At 45.6% G+C, this 19,495-nt stretch carries 15 protein-coding genes; 10 read left to right on the forward strand and 5 right to left on the reverse strand.

The window, feature by feature from the left end:
- The first annotated feature begins 3 nt into the window (after positions 1-3).
- On the forward strand, positions 4-1,662 hold the full coding sequence (locus ACESPU_RS03250) for an AMP-binding protein (protein ID WP_005855687.1): 1,659 nt from the start codon (positions 4-6) through the stop codon (positions 1,660-1,662).
- A 50-nt stretch (positions 1,663-1,712) separates the two neighbouring features.
- On the opposite strand, the gene ACESPU_RS03255 is transcribed toward ACESPU_RS03250, so the two are convergent.
- Positions 1,713-2,222 (reverse strand): RNA polymerase sigma factor, encoded by a 510-nt coding sequence (locus tag ACESPU_RS03255; RefSeq protein ID WP_005855686.1) that lies wholly within the window; start codon positions 2,220-2,222, stop codon positions 1,713-1,715.
- 265 nt (positions 2,223-2,487) lie between these two features.
- On the opposite strand from ACESPU_RS03255, the gene ACESPU_RS03260 reads away from it, so the two are divergent.
- A complete protein-coding gene (locus tag ACESPU_RS03260) occupies positions 2,488-3,867 on the forward strand; it encodes a nodulation protein NfeD (RefSeq protein ID WP_158532472.1) in 1,380 nt (459 codons plus the stop codon).
- Between the two features lie 6 nt (positions 3,868-3,873).
- Here ACESPU_RS03260 and ACESPU_RS03265 read toward each other — a convergent pair whose 3' ends face one another.
- A complete protein-coding gene (locus ACESPU_RS03265; RefSeq protein WP_005865390.1) occupies positions 3,874-4,509 on the reverse strand; it encodes a helix-turn-helix domain-containing protein in 636 nt (211 codons plus the stop codon).
- 70 nt (positions 4,510-4,579) lie between these two features.
- Here ACESPU_RS03265 and ACESPU_RS03270 point away from each other — a divergent pair, with 70 nt between their 5' ends.
- Together ACESPU_RS03270 and kdsB are read left to right on the forward strand one after the other, a co-directional pair.
- The gene (locus tag ACESPU_RS03270) at positions 4,580-6,850 is read left to right on the forward strand and encodes a cation:proton antiporter (protein ID WP_044546197.1); all 2,271 of its coding nucleotides are present in this window, start codon (positions 4,580-4,582) and stop codon (positions 6,848-6,850) included.
- A 17-nt stretch (positions 6,851-6,867) separates the two neighbouring features.
- Positions 6,868-7,620: a 3-deoxy-manno-octulosonate cytidylyltransferase gene (gene kdsB, locus ACESPU_RS03275; protein WP_005865386.1), complete on the forward strand. Its 753-nt coding sequence runs from the start codon at positions 6,868-6,870 to the stop codon at positions 7,618-7,620.
- A gap of 16 nt (positions 7,621-7,636) precedes the next feature.
- On the opposite strand, the gene ACESPU_RS03280 is transcribed toward kdsB, so the two are convergent.
- From ACESPU_RS03280 to ACESPU_RS03290, 3 genes are all read right to left on the reverse strand, one after another.
- On the reverse strand, positions 7,637-9,361 hold the full coding sequence (locus ACESPU_RS03280; protein ID WP_036630262.1) for a DUF6057 family protein: 1,725 nt from the start codon (positions 9,359-9,361) through the stop codon (positions 7,637-7,639).
- A 248-nt stretch (positions 9,362-9,609) separates the two neighbouring features.
- A complete protein-coding gene (yidC, locus tag ACESPU_RS03285; protein WP_158532474.1) occupies positions 9,610-11,511 on the reverse strand; it encodes a membrane protein insertase YidC in 1,902 nt (633 codons plus the stop codon).
- A gap of 10 nt (positions 11,512-11,521) precedes the next feature.
- The gene (locus ACESPU_RS03290; RefSeq protein WP_005865380.1) at positions 11,522-13,129 is read right to left on the reverse strand and encodes a CTP synthase; all 1,608 of its coding nucleotides are present in this window, start codon (positions 13,127-13,129) and stop codon (positions 11,522-11,524) included.
- A gap of 417 nt (positions 13,130-13,546) precedes the next feature.
- On the opposite strand from ACESPU_RS03290, the gene ACESPU_RS03295 reads away from it, so the two are divergent.
- From ACESPU_RS03295 to ACESPU_RS03320, 6 genes are all read left to right on the forward strand, one after another.
- Positions 13,547-15,091 carry a DUF3078 domain-containing protein gene (locus ACESPU_RS03295; protein WP_008778497.1) on the forward strand — a complete coding sequence of 515 codons (1,545 nt, stop codon included), beginning with the start codon at positions 13,547-13,549 and terminating at the stop codon, positions 15,089-15,091.
- Positions 15,092-15,192: 101 nt separating this feature from the next.
- Positions 15,193-15,609: a SoxR reducing system RseC family protein gene (locus ACESPU_RS03300; protein ID WP_122115013.1), complete on the forward strand. Its 417-nt coding sequence runs from the start codon at positions 15,193-15,195 to the stop codon at positions 15,607-15,609.
- Between the two features lie 9 nt (positions 15,610-15,618).
- The gene (locus tag ACESPU_RS03305; protein ID WP_122379115.1) at positions 15,619-16,551 is read left to right on the forward strand and encodes a Fe-S cluster domain-containing protein; all 933 of its coding nucleotides are present in this window, start codon (positions 15,619-15,621) and stop codon (positions 16,549-16,551) included.
- A gap of 11 nt (positions 16,552-16,562) precedes the next feature.
- Positions 16,563-17,894, forward strand: a complete 1,332-nt coding sequence (rsxC, locus tag ACESPU_RS03310; RefSeq protein ID WP_005865372.1) for an electron transport complex subunit RsxC — start codon at positions 16,563-16,565, stop codon at positions 17,892-17,894.
- 12 nt (positions 17,895-17,906) lie between these two features.
- The gene (locus tag ACESPU_RS03315; protein WP_005855664.1) at positions 17,907-18,875 is read left to right on the forward strand and encodes an RnfABCDGE type electron transport complex subunit D; all 969 of its coding nucleotides are present in this window, start codon (positions 17,907-17,909) and stop codon (positions 18,873-18,875) included.
- Positions 18,876-18,877: 2 nt separating this feature from the next.
- Entirely contained in the window at positions 18,878-19,492 is a 615-nt protein-coding gene (locus ACESPU_RS03320; RefSeq protein WP_008771710.1) for an RnfABCDGE type electron transport complex subunit G, read from the forward strand.
- Positions 19,493-19,495 lie beyond the last annotated feature (3 nt).

The raw sequence follows: 19,495 nt of genomic DNA on the forward strand, positions 1-19,495 counted from the left end.
AGTATGGAGAATCGTTTTTTAGGACTCATAGAGAATAGCATCAAGGAGCATTGGGATCTCCCGGCGTTCTCCGATTATAATGGACATACCTTCCATTATAAAGATGTAGCTCGTCGAATCGAGAAATTTCATATTATCCTAGAGCATGCCGGCATTAAAAAGGGGGATAAGGTGGCTTTAGTTGGACGGAACTCCTCCAACTGGGCGATCTGTTTCTTCGGGATCTTGGCTTATGGAGCCGTAGCCGTGCCTATCCTACATGAATTCAAACCGGATAATATACATCATATCGTAAATCATTCCGAGGCAAAGGCAGTCCTTGCCGCTTCCAGCAACTGGGAGAATATGAATGAACGCATGATGCCTGACGTGAAACTGTTCATGATGCTGGATAACTTCTCGATCATTCACAGTAAAAGCAAAGAAGTCCGGGTAGTAAGAGACCGGATCAATGAATATTTCGGTAAAAAGTACCCTCGTTCATTCACGTCGAACGATGTTCGGTATCACGTGGAAAAGCCGGAAGAATTAGCGGTACTTAATTATACTTCCGGAACCACCAGTTTCTCGAAAGGGGTTATGATCCCCTATCGAAGCTTATGGAGTAATACGCAATTCGCTTACGACAATTTACCGTTCATCCATCCGGGAGATAATATCGTATGTATGCTTCCGATGGCCCATATGTACGGATTGGCATTCGAGGTATTGAATTCCGTGAATAAAGGCTGCCATGTACACTTCCTCACACGTACCCCCAGCCCGAAAATCATAGCGGAAGCTTTTACGACAATCAAGCCGGCGCTGATCCTAGCCGTACCTCTGATTATCGAGAAAATCATCAAAAACAAGGTATTCCCCGAACTGGAGAAGCCTTTGATTAAATTGCTCTTGAAAGTCCCCTATATAGACCAGAAAGTGCTGGATACCATTTCCGCCAAGTTAACGGCGTCTTTCGGAGGGAACTTCGGGGAGATCGTTATCGGAGGAGCCGCTATCAATAAAGAAGTGGAGACGTTCCTTCATTCCATCCATTTCCGATATACCGTAGGCTACGGGATGACCGAATGTGGCCCGCTAGTCTCCTATGCGCAATGGGATGAGTTTAAGCCCGGTTCCGTAGGACGTATCGTCGACCGTATGGAAGTCCGCATCGATTCAGAGGACCCGGAAAACAAGGTGGGAGAAATATTGGTGAAGGGTATGAACGTGATGCTCGGTTATTACAAGAATCCGGAGGCTACAAAAGCCGTTATGATGCCTGACGGATGGATGCGTACCGGCGATCTGGGAACCCTCGATAAAGATGGATTTTTATATATCCGCGGCCGTAGTAAAACCATGATTCTAGGCCCCAGCGGACAAAATATCTATCCGGAAGAGATCGAGGATCGCTTGAATAATATGCTATATGTAGCGGAATCGCTCATCATCTCCCAAGGAGGTAAACTAGTCGCCCTCATCTATCCCGATTGGGAGCAAGTAGATAAGGCAGGTATACAACATTCCGAAATCGAGAAGTTGATGCAGACCAACATTGACCAAGTAAACGAGGAGATGCCGAATTACAGTAAAATCACCTGTTTCAAGCTGTATCAAGAAGAATTCGAGAAAACACCCAAAAGAAGCATCAAGAGATATTTATACCAACCGGCCGAATAAAAAGAAAGCCGTCTTTTGTTAAAGACGGCTTCTTTTATATAAAGTAAATTTTATCCTTGACGAAAATCTTTTAAAACTTTTTGTAATTCTTGTCGAGCGAAAAATATACGGCTCTTAACCGTCCCCAGAGGAACATCCAGTTTATCAGCGATCTCATTGTATTTATAGCCACTCAAAAACATAGAGAATGGAACCTTCAACTCATTGTTCAAACCGTTGATCGCTTTCGTGATCTCTTGAATTTGATAAGCGCCATCCGGAGAGTCAAAACCTGAATCGTTCACGACATCCAAGTTATATAAGTCGACACCTTGATCTACGACAGTTTGCGTGCGAACGATCTTGTGATAATTGTTAATGAAAATGTTACGCATCACAGTCAAGACCCAGCCCTTAAAATTGATATTGTCTACAAATTTTTCTTGATTGTCTAAAACCTTCAGCGTTGTGTCCTGCATCAGATCTTGGGCATCATCCCTATTCGCTGTAAGCATAAGCGCAAAATTCATCATGTTTTCTTGCATGCTCAATAATTTTTTCTGAAATTGCAACGCATTCATATTGTTACTAGTTAAATAAAGTTTAATACTGTATAAGTATTATCCCTCAAACATTGAAGGATGCAACAAATATATAAATTAAAAATGGAGATATACAGTTCTTTGATAAATATTAATATTAAAAATCGCAACTTAATATTTTTGTTGTAAATCTTACTGAAAATGAGTATTATTTACAAGTTGCACAAGTTACAAAAATCAACATTTACAACAAGCCAGTTACAATTTTCAACCAAATATTAAAAACGAATATAATACAAACAAGATGAAACGTTTATTAACAATGTTAACAGCTATAGTATTAATACTTGCAATCTCTCTTCAATCGGAGGCTAAAGAGAAGTCCTTAATATATACAATTGATATAAAAAAAGAGATCGATAACACCACGTGGATTTATCTCCATAACGGATTATCAGAGGCCAAGCAATTGAACGCCGATGCCATCTTATTGCATATGAACACATACGGCGGATTACTGGAATCTGCAGATTCTATGCGAACGGCTATTTTATATAGTCCCATACCGGTATATGTATTTATCGATAATAACGCAGCTTCAGCAGGTGCTTTAATTTCCATAGCATGCAAGAAAATCTATATGCGGAAAGGGGCGAATATAGGAGCGGCAACGGTTGTCAATCAAACGGGTGCGGCTCTACCTGATAAATATCAATCTTATATGCGTTCCATGATCCGTTCGACGGCTGAGGCGCAAGGGAAAGATACGCTTATACAAAACGGCGACACGATCTATAAATGGAAAAGAGATCCTTTAATCGCCGAAGCGATGGTCGATGACAGAGTGATCGTCCCCAACCTCATCGATAGTGGTAAAGTATTGACACTTACCTCTCAAGAAGCACTCAAATGGGGTTATTGCGATGGCATCGCCGAGAGTCCGGGTCAAGTAATCACAGAATATATCGGATGTAAGGACTATGAGATTAAAAGTTATGAACCCTCATGGTTCGATAATGTAAAAGGTTTCTTTATGAGTCCGGTAATACAGGGCTTATTAATCATCATTATCATCGGTGGTATTTATTTCGAGATGCAAACCCCAGGGCTTGGTTTTCCATCCGCTGCCGCGATAATAGCGGCTATCCTTTACTTCGCTCCTCTCTATATGGACGGGTTGGCTGAAAACTGGGAAATCCTGTTATTCATTCTCGGCGTTATATTAATAATGCTGGAGATATTCGTGATCCCGGGCTTTGGCATAGCGGGGATAAGTGGAATTATTCTCGTGGTCGGCGGACTTACAATGAGCTTACTGAACAATACTGTTTTTGATTTTCAAAACGTATCTGGAATGGATACGGGCAGAGCCGCTTTAACGGTTCTATTAGGTCTGGGTATCGGATTCACGCTAGTGATATGGTTATCCAACAAAATAGGACATAAAGGACCGCTAAAGAAAATGGCATTAAACGCTGATTTGGAAAAAGCGGTATCCAGCCCCAATTTGACACAACTGATCGGAAAAGAGGGCACGGCCGCTACCGTTTTACGTCCTTCGGGTAAGGTATCTATCGAGGGAGAGTTGTATGACGGCGTATCGGAGTCTGGCTTCATCGAGAAAGGGACTCCTATCAAAGTCGTCAGATTCGAGAGCGCGCAAGTCTATGTAATCAACCTATAAACGAGTCTATGCGATCCGTTTATAGGCAATACATTTATCGATCACGACATATTCCATCGCTCCCATAGCCATCAAATCACTTAGGATGTTACGGGCCGCATAATAATTGATATGGGCGATATGGCAAAACTGCTTTATGCTGATATACGGATGCTCGTCGAGCCAAGAAAACAGGATCTCGACGGGCTTACTTATTTTCAGCAATGTACCTTCTTTGGTTTTCTGCTTCTTCCATGCTTGCATGAGGACTTCGTTCGCTAATATATTCTCGTCCGCAACCCGGATATAGGCCTTGTATTTATCGTCTTTATCCGGTGCCGTATGCGGTTTCTCATCGCTTGGGGCGATATAGACCTCCAATACGGTCTTCCCGTTGACATCCCAGCGCTTAGCTGTAAACGGCACCTCGGGATGCGTATACATTTTAGAAGCAGCCTCGATCATATAATATTCCTCCTCACTTCTCACACCGGAAATAGCGCCGTTATCCTTCACTCCAATCAGCAGACGCCCGCCATCTGTATTCGCGAACGCACTCAACGTCCGGGCGATCTTCTTACTGTCGCTCACCTCAAACTTAAAATCAAGTTGTTGATGTTCCCCTTGCTCTATAAGCGCTTCAATCGGATGTTTCTTCTTCATTTTGGCTTCTGTTTTGAGACACAAAATTAAAATAAATACCTAACTTTGGCAATCGAAAAAACAATAAACGATGTCTCAGATACCTGCGCTAATATCAGATCTTGCGGTCATACTCATATCCGCCGGGTTGGTTACCCTGTTATTCAAAAAGTTAAAGCAACCGGTCGTATTGGGGTATATCGTAGCCGGAATACTCGCCGGGCCTTCCATCGAGCAAATACCGACAGTTACAGATGTGGAAAGTATCCGTATCTGGGCTGATATAGGCGTTATCTTCCTGTTATTCGCTTTGGGGCTCGATTTCAGTTTCAAGAAGTTGATGAAGGTGGGAGGAACCGCCGTCATTGGAGCCATAACCGTTGTTATAGGTATGATGACAGCGGGATATATCACGGGCTTATCACTGGGTTGGGGACATATGAACAGTCTTTTCCTCGGAGGTATGTTATCGATGTCTTCCACGACGATTATCTTCAAGGCATTCGACGACATGGGATTGCGTAACCAACGATTCGCCGGTGTCGTATTCGGTATCTTGGTAGTAGAGGATCTATTCGCCGTATTATTAATGGTATTACTTTCTACCGTAGCGGTAAGTAAACACGTGGAAGGCATGGAGATGCTGGATAGCGTAGTCAAATTAGGCATTTTCCTTTTATTCTGTTTCGTCGTCGGGATCTATTTGATCCCCTCTTTTCTGAAAAAGGCAAAAAGCTTCCTAAATGAGGAGACTCTGTTGATCGTGAGCATCGGGCTATGCCTTGGTATGGTTATGATCGCCACAAAAGCCGGATTCTCATCGGCTCTCGGAGCTTTTGTCATGGGTTCGATTTTGGCCGAGACCATTGACGCTGAACGGATCGAGCATTTGGTAAAACCCGTAAAAGACTTATTTGGAGCGATTTTCTTCGTGTCTGTAGGCATGTTAATCGATCCTCAGATGCTCTGGGAGTATAAAATCCCGATTTTCATTATCACGCTCGTAGTCATGGCCGGACAAATTTGTTTCGCCAGCTTCGGAGTATTACTGTCCGGACAACCGATAAAAATAGCCATCCAGTCTGGTTTCTCGTTAGCGCAGATCGGAGAATTCGCCTTCATCATCGCAGGTTTGGGACTATCATTAAACGTGACGGATCAATATCTGTATCCGATCGTTGTCGCCGTATCCGTGATCACGACATTCTTCACACCTTATATGATCCGGCTAGCGGAACCTACCTACAAATGGGCGGAGCGGATCATACCGGAGAATTGGAAACAGTTCTTGGAGCGATATTCATCCGGTTCCAATACGATCCGTCAAAAAAGCGCATGGAATAAGTTACTAAAAGCTTTGGTCCGCATCGTCGGTACTTATACCGCCGTCTGCCTAGTACTTATCTTTTTATGGCTACAAATCGTGACTCCGTTCATCTGCAAACATTTGCCCGGCATCCAAGGAAATCTAATCTCCTTGATCTTAATCCTAGCTCTGATCTCCCCGATGTTGCGGGCGATCATGATGAAAAAGAATCATTCCGTGGAGTTCCAGCAATTATGGAACGATAATAAATATAACCGGGGTCCCCTAGTCTCACTCGTGATCCTCAGAATCCTGCTCTGTATCGGTCTCGTCATGCTTCCAGTCGCACGGTTATTGAATGCTGCGCTAGGAATTATGCTAGCGGTCGCTTCCGCCGTTATCGTATTAATGATATTCTCCAAACGGCTAAAGAGGCAGTCGATCCTGATGGAACGGCATTTTTTCAGTAACCTTGTAGCGAGGGAAGTGGAACAAGAGCGAAAAGCCCCGATCAACCAGCGTTTCGCGAACCACTTATTAGAACGAGATCTCCATTTAGCGGATTTCGAGGTGAAGCAGAATTCCCCCAGTATGGGAAAAAGCCTGAAAGAATTAAACTTCAGGCAAAAGTGCAACGTAAATATCGTAACGATTATCCGGGGAGAGAAGCGAATCAATATACCGGGAGGAGACGAGCGGCTCTACCCGTTCGATAAACTGGTAGTAGTTGGCGCCGATGATGATCTGGAGCACTTTAGGAAATATCTGGAGGAACGCTACAAGAAATCATACGCCGAGCAATCGAACACAAGAAAGGAAGAGATGAACATGGAGCAAATCATTATCTCGGAAGGTTCCCGATTGATTGGCCGCTCCATCATAGAGTCCGGTATCCGTGATAAAGCCGCTTGTTTGGTAATCGGTATCGAACGTGGAAGTAGCTCGATCAAGAATCCGCCTCCCAGTACGGTTTTCGAGGAAGGAGATATCGTATGGATCGTAGGCGAACGGGATAAGTTGATCCAGTTAAGCGAAGGAAAAGTAGTAACCAGTTAACAAAACGATATAGAATGATGAAGTTTATAGGAATTATTCCGGCGAGATACGCCTCTACCCGTTTTCCGGGGAAGCCATTAGCGGATATGAACGGAAAGCCCATGATACAACGTGTATATGAGCAAGTAAAGGATGTCTTAGACTCCGTTTGCGTAGCTACCGACGATATCCGGATAGAGAATGCGGTTAAAGCCTTCGGTGGCCAAGTCGTCATGACCTCCGATCAACATCGTAGCGGTACGGATCGTTGCTACGAGGCTTATCAGAAAATAGGCGAAGGGTATGATGTGATTGTCAATATCCAAGGTGACGAGCCTTTTATCCATCCCGAGCAAATCCAGACGATCAAAACCTGCTTCGCCGACGCAAACACGCAAATAGCGACATTGGTAAAGCCTTTCCGTTCGGACGATGATTTCGAGAGTACCCTATTCAATCCCAATTCCCCGAAAGTCGTACTCAACAAAAACAACGAGGCTATGTATTTCAGTCGATCTATTATTCCTTATATCCGGGGCAAGAAATATACGGAATGGTTGCCGAGTCATACCTTTTACAAGCATATCGGGTTATATGCCTATCGTGCGCAAGTGCTGAAAGAAATCACCCAATTACCTCAATCCGCTTTAGAACTGGCGGAAAGCCTTGAGCAATTACGCTGGTTGGAAAACGGATATAAAATCAAGGTCGGCATCACAGAGCAAGAAACGATCGGTATAGATACACCGGAGGACATGGAGAAAGCCTTAGCCTTCCTCGCGAACCGCTGATCACTTACACTATTATTCAATGAATATAGTCAGAGTAGTACCAATAGGTGGAGGAATAACGTTCTCGTAATTCCTCCTTTGCTTTTCTACCCGATTTACAATGGATGTAATCTTGGTAATTCTCGATAACATCTTGAGGTATCTGATAACCGGCCACCTCCTCGTCCGAGCTTTTAGATAAGACTTGTACCAAAGCCTCCTCATACAAACGGGGTACAACCTCAAATTTTCCTTTATAATAAGTATCGAACGCATTCTTAAAACTATTCAAATTCTCGTTCAGTAAATAATAGCACAACAAATAATCCAATGCCTGTTTATTTTCCGGATATTCCGCCACCAAACTTGACAGTACGCCCGGATAATCGGATATGGACATTAGTATGTCGTGCTCTCGCTCCCAATCACTTTTCCTCGGCAAACGTTTCTCCATCGACAAGGTCTCCTCACCCTTCAACTGTTCCTCCTTCGACCTTGCCCATGAGTGATAAAATAACGTCGCGTCCAATAGGTTCAGGTATTTTCTAGCCTCCTCAATATCCCCTCGCCGCATATCAATCTCCACCAGCCGCTTGATCTGCCGTACACTTCTTTGTTTAGGGCTGAACAAGATTCCTTCGATCGCCCGGTGACGGGCCATATCCATATCTCCCAATTGATAATACACCTCATTACTGAAAAACACGGGAAGTATAGAAGACCTCAAATCGATCGGTAAGAACAAGGCGTCCGCCCCTCGTTGATAATGATCCATCAAATTCTGGGGCAACTCGTTCTTCTTGGAGAAAGCGATATTCCTATAATAACTTACCAAGATATCGGGAGAATCAAATCCGGCAGACAAATCCAAGACTCGCTCCCAATCACCCCTATAGATCGCTTGGTCTACTGCCAGAACCTTTTCCCGCTTCCGGTTCGTACCCGCTATAACAAATGAAAAGAATCCAAATACGACTAAAAAGGTTATAAGCAAGCTATGCCGGTTCAGACGTATCCTACGTATACTTTTAATCTCCAAAGCGAATATCTCTAGAATCAACGCTAAAGCGGGGAAATATACGCTCAAGCCATCCACATGGGAATATTTATAGGCCTCCTCAATGCTCAATCCATAAAAATGACGCATGAACAACGGATATAAATAACTCGATAACAAAAGAGAAAGCCAGAACCACCACCGTTTCCTATTCTTGGCTCCCTCATAGAATATCACCATCAAGGAGAAGACAAACAGCCGGCTACCGACCATGCTATAAATTATGGGAAGAAGTATAAAAGCCACCCAAACGGACGTTCTCTTATTCTTAATCCGGATGTATCCCAAGAAGAGCCATAGCACGAAAATCAACGTAAGCGTAGACGCTATACTATACGACAACCGGCAAATCAATCCCCACTCTAACGCTACCGGAAACAACGCATATATGGAGACCATATTACCATTCCCGAACTTGCGTAAAACCCGCATAGAGTAGTACCATAAGAGCAACAACACGCACGTCACGATTAACGGGCCTATCACAGTCAAATGGAAGAACTGTATCAAGAAATTCCCCACATAACAGCTCAACCAAGCCGGCTCATCCCAGAACGAGATAAAATAATCGGTGGTATACAAAAAAATCCTCATCTGCTCTTTGAAGAACAAATGGTTTGGGTAAATCCATTGAAAGAAAGCAAAGCATACTACGAAGAATATTCCCGCTATTACCCATTGAAGCGATCGTTCATTTTTTGTCATTGACAAAATCCCTTATTTATAACCTCCCTATTTCCTCAATATAGAAAAAATCAATTTCCTCATCAATCTTTTGAATACAAAACAATGCAAACAAACAAAAAGTTTTGAATAAATACAAATAAACAAATAGAATCATGATCAAGACGTCTTGTTTTTCAAGTAGAGGAGCCAAGATGTACAAAAAAGTCCCTTTATCTACCAATAAGCAGATAAAGGGACCTTTTTCAAGGACAACAATTACTATTATCCTATCGTTTTTTCTTAGCCTCTTGTTGTTTACGCAACGTCTCCTGCTGTGCTCGTTGAGCCTCTTCCAGACGTTTCATGAAACTGGATTTCTTCATCGGTTTCCGTTTGTTTGCCTCCAACTTAGCTAACAATTTATCCTCATTGATCGTATAGCGGAAGATCAATGTCTGCACGATTGTGATCAACGTAGAGATGAAATAGTAATACGTCAAACCGGAAGCATACTGGTTGAAGAACACCAAGAACATCAACGGCATCATGTACATCATGGCCTTCATGCCCGGCATCTGTTGCTGCCCGGTATTCGTCATCTCCATATTATACTTGGTATAAAAAATATTCGTGATCGTCATCAACAAACAGAACAAACTGATGTGATTTCCGAAATACGGAGTGATGATCGGAATATATTTATTCCAGCTAAAGATAGCGTCGTAAGTAGACAAGTCGTGCGCCCAAAGGAAACTCTGGTGACGTAACTCGATCGCCGACGGGAAGAACATGAATAAAGCGATCAAGATCGGCATCTGCAACAACATCGGCAAACAACCACTCATCGGGCTCGCCCCCGCACGGCTATATAGCTCCATCGTCGCTTTCTGCCGTTCCATAGCCTTATCCTGTCCGGGATACTTAGCGTTGATCTCCTCCACTTGCGGACGCAATACACGCATCTTGGCGGACGACATATAAGACTTATACGTCAACGGGAAAAGGATGGTTTTCACGATGATCGTCATCAAAAGGATCAAGATACCATAATTATGGATAAACTTACCCAAGAAGTCGAACAAAGGGATCACGAAATATTGATTCACCCAACGGAAAATACCCCAACCTAGCGGAACCAACTTCTCCAGATCCAGTTGCTGCTCGGCAACGACACCTTTATCGAAGGACTTCAACAAGGCGAACTTATTCGGTCCGAAATAAAAGGACAGGTTCGTGGCCTCCTTACCTTGCAAGTCGAAAGGTACGGAAGTGGTCGTCTTGAATTGTTTCAATACATCCCCCTCCGGAATCGCTTTCGAGTCTAAGGTAGTAGCCTCAAAGCCCTCTTGCGAGATCAATACGGTAGAGAAGAACATATCCTTATAACCGATCCATTTCAAGCGGTTCGGGATCTGCTTGCTGTCACTCTTCGACTCGCTCAGGTGTTCCACGTCGTCCGCCATGAACTTGTAGTTCAAGGTCACGTAGCGATCCTCAAACTTACGTCCTTTTTCCTGTTGACGGATATCCTGCTCCCACAATAAATCCAAGGCATTCGTGCTCGGTGCCAAGACACCGTTCAATCCCGTACCCAGAATCTGGTATTGCACCATATAATCATCCGGTTTCAAGGTATAGGTAAAATCCAGATGACTACCCTCGCCGGTGTTCAAACGCATGATCACGGAATTCGGGTCATTCCCTTTAACCGGGGTAAAATACAAATCGCTCGTATTCACGACACGGTTCGTAGCCGTGACCAACGTGAAATTAAAATTAGACTCTTTCTCGTCGAACAAAACGAGAGGCTCGTCATTATACGTATCATACTCCTTCAAGCGTGCGTAACAAATACGTCCGCCCTTATTGCTGATACGCAGCTCGACCACGTCATTTTGCAGGGTCGTGTAATCTTCCGTGCCCACCATAGCATCGCCGAATACACCGAAGCTCTGCTGCAAACGTTGCGCCCGTACCGAGTCCGGCAGGTTCTCCAACGAATCCTCCACTAAAGCACTCTTGTTCTCTTGTTTCTGCAATTCCAGTTGCTGAGCATACTCAATCTTCGCGATTGAATCTTGGTAACGGCGCTGTGCCTCCAACTGCTCAGGCGTTGGCCTGTTGAACCAGCTAAACGCGAATAATACGACACCGATCAGCAGAAAACCTATTAATGTGTTTTTATCCATTTATCACCAATTATTTTTTATTTTCGATAGCAGCTTTCACGAAGCTGAGGAAAAGAGGATTCGGATTCACCACGGTACTGTTGTACTCCGGATGATATTGAACGCCCACGAACCATTTCAAGGCGGGGATCTCTACCACCTCTACCAGATTTGTCTCCGGATTCTCACCCGTACACATCATACCGGCGGCCTCGTATTGCTTCTTATACTCGTTGTTGAACTCGAAACGATGGCGATGACGCTCTTGGATATGCTCCTTGCCGTATGCCTCCAATACCTTGGAGCCCTCTTTCAGCGTACAGTCGTAAGCGCCCAGACGCATGGAACCTCCCATATTGGTAACGTTCTTCTGCTCCTCCATCAAGTCGATCACCTTATGTGCCGTATTCGGCTCCATCTCCGTAGAGTTGGCATCCGCCAAACCTAATACGTCACGGGCAAACTCGATCACCATGCACTGCATACCCAAGCAGATGCCCAAGCAAGGGACATCATGCTCACGAGCGTATTTGATAGCGGCAAACTTGCCCTCGATACCTCTCTGCCCGAATCCGGGGGCGATCAAGATACCATCCATATCCTTCAATTGCTCGGCGGCGTTCTCGTTATTTAATTTCTCCGAATGGAACAAATGCAAATCCAGTTTATGATGATTGTAAATAGCGGCTTGCAACAAAGACTCGTCGATCGACTTATAAGCGTCTTGCAATTCCACGTATTTACCAACCAAACCGATCTTCACCGTATCCGTAGCCGTGCTCTTCAAGGCAAGGAATTCCTTCCAAGGCTTCAACTCCGGAGTCGGGCCGACTTCCATACCGACCTTACGCAAGACCACCTCGTCCATCTTCTGGCGTTGCAATACCAAAGGAACCTCGTAGATCGTCGGTACGTCGATCGACTGGATCACGGAATCCTCGGCCACGTTACAGAACAACGCCACCTTACGTAACAAGTTCGCGTTCAGCTCATGCTCCGTACGCAACACCAGCACGTCCGGCTGGATGCCTAATTCCTGCAATTGCTTCACGGAATGTTGCGTAGGCTTCGTCTTATACTCTTTCGCCGCGGCGATATAAGGCACGTAAGTAAGATGTACGCAAAGGCAGTTCTTACCCAGCTCCCATTTCAACTGGCGAACGCTCTCTATGAAAGGCAGAGACTCGATATCACCCACCGTACCACCGATCTCGGTGATCACGAAGTCAAATTTATACTTGCTACCCAATAATTTCACATTACGCTTGATCTCATCCGTGATATGAGGTACCACCTGCACCGTCTTACCCAGATAATCCCCCTTACGCTCCTTGTTGATCACGCTTTGATAGATACGTCCGGTAGTGATATTATTCGCACGGGTAGTCTGGACATTCAAGAAACGCTCGTAATGGCCCAAGTCCAAGTCAGCCTCATGTCCATCAACGGTCACGTAACATTCCCCATGCTCATAAGGGTTCAACGTACCCGGGTCGATGTTGATGTAAGGATCAAATTTTTGGATAGTAACCTTGTAACCTCTTGCTTGAAGGAGCTTACCTAAAGAAGCGGAAATAATTCCCTTACCTAAGGAAGAGACCACGCCGCCTGTAACGAAAATGTACTTTGTATCTGCCACGATAGTAATATTTTAGTTATCTTTTTAATTGCACACCTGCATTTCGAAACCGCAAAGTTAGCGATTTTCATCGAGACATGCCAAATTTAATGTTTTTATTTCTCGCTGAATATCTCCAGAACTGACCCGTGCTTCGGCAGGACTCTTCCGATTCCCGACCCGAAGCACGGCACTAAAGACAGTACTTCTCATGGAATTACTTCGGTACTCCGCAGGAAGTACTGAAGTACTTTGACCGAAGTATTCCAGTACTTCCTGCGGAGTACTGAGGCAAGTCCGTATAAGCCTCGCTAGACACACCTGCTTTGCCTCAGTGATCGTAACTTTTACCCAGATAAATATCAAATCGTATGTTGTATATCATTCTTTTTAGCTAATTTTGCGACCACTACAACTAATAGATGTAAATAAGGTATTATGATGATGAAGAGGCATGGTGTGTATGCGCTATTATTACTTTCACTAATTGGGAGCTCGGCATACAGCCAAGAGAACCAACTAGTTACCGGAACGATAGTTCAACGTCCCGCACAGCAAGTCGTATCGGATGATACGATTCCTGCGATCAATCTTGGCGAAGAGGAATTAGACAACATCGTAGACATTCGTAAACAATTCGAGAAACAAAACAAGACTTACTCGGCGCCCTTGGCCCCAAGCACGAATTTACTGCGTTTCTTGAAAAAAGACGAACTGGAGATCTCGGACGAGGCGATGTATTGGGCCCGTCTGGTACGAGACGCCTCCACGGCTTTCGATAATACGATGACCTTCCGAGACACCGTGATCGTAAACCCTTTATTCATGCCGATCGTTTTCCGGGGAGATTATCTACCCAAAAACTTGATATTCTATAACTTCGATTCATTGAAGGAGAGGACTCCCTATGATAACTTATACCGGACAGACTCCATCTTCAAAGATCTGGAGCGAAACAAACAGTTCGAGGAGATGGCTTACAAATATGTGCAGAACAATTACCCGACTTATTTCCGCTACTCCGAGAGGGATCTGCCCAATGAGGTGATCAAACCTAAATTCATCAAGAAGAATATTTATGAGGACTTGCCGATCAAGGTGGAGGCTGATGCCAATTTTGAGGACGTAGACGCTCCCGCCCGCTTTATCCCGGAGCGGAGATACTGGATATCGGCCTTCGAGAGCGCCGTCCAATTCTCCCAGAACTACGTTTCGGAGAACTGGTACAAGGGTGGAAGTAGCAACTTGAACCTGTTCACCAAGAACAATTTAAAATACGACTATAAGAAAGATAAGGTACAAGTAACGAACGAACTGGAATTCAAAGCCAGCGTATATACGGCACCGAAGGATACCTTAAGGAACTATAAGATCGGTGACGACGTATTCCGTATACACAGCAACGTCGGCTACCAAGCGTTCAACAAATGGTACTATACGTTCGACGCTGAGTTCAAGACCCAGTTCTTCACCAACTATCAAGAGAACGAGCACATCAAGCAGGCCGCGTTCCTTGCCCCGTTCTCTATCAACTTCGGTCTCGGTATGAAATACGAGCTGGAAAAACAATTTACCGACAAGCATAAGAAGATTAAATTCAGCACCAACTTGGCGCCGATCTCCTATACATATATGTATACGACACAAGAGATCGATTATAGCCGTCACGGTTTCAAGAAAAACGAGGAAACCGGTGAGTTCAATAATAAGCTAAGCCAAATAGGTTCCACGATCCGTGCAGACCTCGCCTTCGATTTCAACCGTAACGTAAGCTGGCAATCCCGTCTTTATTTCTTTACCACTTATGGCGATCATACCATCGGGGAGTTCGAGAACACCTTGGTTCTGGCCATCAGCCGCTTTTTCTCCACACGTATCTATTTTCACCTTAGATACGATGATGGAGTGGAAAAAACAGAGGATAACAAGAGTTATTTCCAGCTTAATGAGTTGTTAAGTTTCGGTTTTAATTACAAATGGTAAGCTAGGATTTAAGATTTCGAATAATAAACTTTGTTAATCGTGACATAGTTTCTAAATTATACTTACTTTTGCCTTGATTTTGCAATGTCGAGATTACAAATATGAGCGAAAGTATAAATCATACAGGATTTGTAGAGAAGATCGATGGCGACACCGTCTTCGTCCGCATTACCCAACAATCCGCATGCTCGGGATGCCACGCACAGTCTATGTGCTCGGCATCCGAGAAAAAGGATAAGATCATTGAGGTACCCGATCGGTCGGGACGGTTTCACGTAAACGAGGAAGTGATAATATGCGGACAAAATTCCATGGGGCTTCAGGCCGTATTGCTGGCATTTGTCATTCCTTTGGTGATAGTCGTGGGGGCCATCGTGATCGGTACGAATCTACAATGGGACGAGCCCACGAGCGGGTTAACCGGTTTATCGCTTTTACTGCCTTATTACTGTATACTATACTTAATGCGTGACAAACTAAAAAGACGATTTATATTTACTTTGAAAAAACTTAATTGATAATATATCATGATTTTAATTGCCGTTATTTCATTAGGAGCAATCGGGGCGGTCGGAGCGGTTTTCCTCTACGCTGCTTCCAAGAAATTTGAAGTCTATGAAGATCCTCGCATCGCTCAAGTACAGGAAGTCCTCCCCGGAGCGAACTGTGGAGGTTGCGGTTATCCGGGTTGCGCCGGATTTGCGGGTGCTTGCGTAAAAGCTGACTCATTAGACGGATTGCTCTGCCCCGTTGGTGGTGGCCCGGTCATGGCCAAGGTCGCTACGATACTGGGTAAAGAGGCGGGTACAGCCGAACCCATGGTAGCCGTTGTCCGTTGCAACGGAACTTGTCAGGCCCGCCCACGTACAAACTCTTATGATGGAACGAAAAGTTGCGCCATCGCCTCTACCCTTTACGGAGGCGAGACGAATTGTTCTTTCGGTTGCCTAGGTTATGGCGACTGCGTGAACGCCTGCGCTTTCGACGCCATCCACATCAACCCGGCTACGGGAATCGCCGAGGTAGACGAGGAAAAATGTACTTCCTGTGGTGCTTGTGTGAAGGCTTGCCCGAAGAATATCATCGAGCTAAGAAAGAAAGGACCTAAATCACGCCGGATTTACGTGTCTTGCGTAAATAAGGACAAGGGAGCCGCCGCTCGCAAGGCTTGTGCCAACGCTTGTATCGGCTGTGGCAAATGTGCCAAGGAATGTCCGTTCGAGGCAATCACCGTAACAAATAACGTAGCTTATATCGATTATACGAAGTGTCGGATGTGCCGCAAATGCGTGGCTGTATGTCCGACAGGAGCTATTCATGAGCTGAATTTCCCTCCTCGCAAGGAAGCCGCTCCCGCTCCGAAAGCGGAGACCGTGAAACCGGCGCCGAAGGCAGAGGCTACCGTGAAACCGGAAGCCGCTCCGAAAGCTACAAGTGAAGAAAAAACAAATCTAAATTAAAATCTAATAGTATGCTAAGGACATTTCGAATCGGAGGTATACATCCCCCCGAGAATAAACTGTCTGCCGGTAAGAAAATTACGGCTCTCGCTACGCCTAAACAGGTGATTATCCCCCTCAGCCAGCATATCGGCGCCCCGGCGCAGGCCGTGGTGAAGAAAGGGGATCTGGTAAAGGTGGGTACATTGCTAGCCAAGGCGGGTGGTTTCGTATCAGCGAACATCCACTCTTCCGTATCCGGCAAAGTGAACAAGATAGATAACGCTCTCGACGCTAGCGGATACAAACGTCCCGCTATCTATATAGATGTGGAAGGTGATGAATGGGAAGAGACGATCGACCGCAGCGAGACCTTAGTGAAGGAGTGTGCGCTGTCTTCCAAGGAAATCGTGGATAAGATCGCCGCTTCCGGTATCGTCGGTCTGGGTGGAGCGACTTTCCCTACGCAGGTGAAATTGATGCCGCCTCCCGGAAACAAGGCAGAGATCGTAATCATCAACGCCGTGGAGTGTGAGCCTTATCTTACTTCCGACCATTCGTTGATGCTGGAGAAAGGCGAGCAAATCCTAGTCGGTGTCACGATCCTAATGAAAGCGGTCAACGTGAACAAGGCCGTGATCGGTATCGAGAATAACAAGCCGGACGCTATCGCCCATCTGCAAAAGTTGGCGGTAAATTATAAAGGTATAGAGATCATGCCGCTTAAGGTACAATATCCGCAAGGAGGCGAGAAACAATTGATCGACGCCGTTATTCGCCGTCAGGTAAAAAGTGGTGCGCTTCCTATCTCGGCGGGTGCCGTGGTACAGAACGTAGGAACTGCTTATGCCGTTTACGAGGCGGTACAAAAGAACAAACCGTTGTTCGAGCGTGTGGTGACGATCACGGGTAAGGCGGTAGCTAATCCTTCCAATTTCTTGGTTCGTATGGGAACCCCGATCAGTTGCTTGATCGAGGCCGCAGGTGGCCTGCCCGAGAATACGGGTAAGATTATCGGTGGCGGACCGATGATGGGTAAAGCGTTGATCAGCGCCGAGGTGCCGGTTTGCAAAGGAAGCTCCGGCGTTTTATTACTGACGAAAGAGGAGTCTGTCCGCAAGCCGATCCGGGATTGCATCCGTTGCGCCAAATGCGTAGGTGTCTGCCCGATGGGATTAAACCCTACCCTATTGATGAACGCCACGGAATTCCAGAATTGGGAATTGGCGGAGAAGAACTATATCACCGACTGTATCGAGTGCGGGTCGTGTAGTTATACCTGTCCGGCCAACCGTCCGTTGCTGGATCAGATCCGGTTGGGTAAAGGAAAAGTTATGGGTATTATCCGGTCTAGAAAGTCATAAAACAAGAGCAACATGGAAAATAATTTATACGTATCGCCCTCGCCCCACATCCATGGTGGCGACAGCATAAGCAAAAATATGTATGGTGTACTGATTGCCCTTATCCCGGCTTTCTTGGTATCCCTTTATTTCTTCGGTCTGGGAGCGTTGATCGTTACGGTCGTATCGGTTCTGGCCTGTATGATATTCGAGTATTTGATCCAGCGATTCCTGATGAAAAAGGAACCGACCCTTTGCGATGGCTCCGCTATCCTGACAGGTGTATTGCTGGCCTTCAACCTACCTTCCAACCTTCCGGTCTGGATCATTATTATCGGAGCGTTGGCGGCGATCGGCATCGGCAAGATGTCTTTCGGTGGATTAGGTAATAATATTTTCAATCCGGCGTTAGTCGGACGTGTATTCTTATTGATCTCCTTCCCGGCACAGATGACGACTTGGCCGGTGGTAGATGCCTTGAACGTTTTCCCGATGACTTATACGGATGCCCAGACCGGCGCAACGGTATTGTCGTTGATGAACGAAGGCGTGACCGAGCTTCCGTCTTACGGGAACATGCTTGTAGGAGCTATGGGAGGTAGTCTCGGTGAAGTGAGCGCCGTGGCCTTGATCCTCGGTCTTTTATTCATGCTATGGAAAAAGATCATCACTTGGCAGATCCCGGTATCCATCTTGGCTACCGTATTCGTATTCACGGGCATCATGCACTTGGTGAATCCGGTACAATACGCCAGCCCGTTCGTTCACTTATTATCCGGCGGTTTGTTATTAGGCTCCATCTTTATGGCGACCGACTACGTAACCTCGCCGATGAGCAAGAACGGAATGCTTGTCTACGGCGTGGGAATCGGAATCCTTACCACGGTGATCCGTTTGTTCGGGTCTTACCCGGAAGGTATGTCGTTCGCTATCCTGATCATGAACGCATTTACTCCGCTAATCAACAGCTATATCAAACCTAAACATTTCGGAGGAAAGTAAGCATGGCAAAATTAAAATCAACATTACCCAATATGCTCCTTTCACTAACAGGCATTTGCTTGGTAGCAGGGGCGATCCTAGCCGGAGTGAACCAGTTTACCGCCGGCCCTATAGCGGTAGCCAAAGCGACCGCCTTGGAGGAAGCGATTAAAGCCGTTGCTCCCGAGTTCGACAACAAACCGACTGAGGACGTCTATATGGCCGTCTCCTCCGATGGTGATTCCCTCAAGATTTATCCTGCCAAGAAAGGCGGACAAGTCGTTGGCGGAGCCGTAGAGAGTAATACAAAAAAAGGCTTTAGCGGTGAGATACGGGTTATCGTAGGTTTCGATATGGATGGCAAGATATTGAACTATTCCGTATTGCAACACGCCGAGACTCCGGGCTTGGGAGCCAAGATGCAAGAATGGTTCCGTGCGGACAAGAACAAGCAAAGTGTCTTGGGACGTACGATTCCGGACGGAGGCTTAAAAGTAACAAAAGATGGTGGCGACGTGGACGCTATCACGGCAGCGACCATCTCCAGCCGTGCGTTCCTCGATGCCGTGAACCGTGCGTATAGCGCATTCGCAGGCGTAGACGGATTAACGGGTGCCACTTCAACTGATAACAAATAAAAA

This window comes from Parabacteroides sp. 20_3, assembly GCF_964238835.1.
In the GTDB taxonomy this organism is placed as follows: Bacteria; Bacteroidota; Bacteroidia; order Bacteroidales; family Tannerellaceae; genus Parabacteroides; species Parabacteroides distasonis.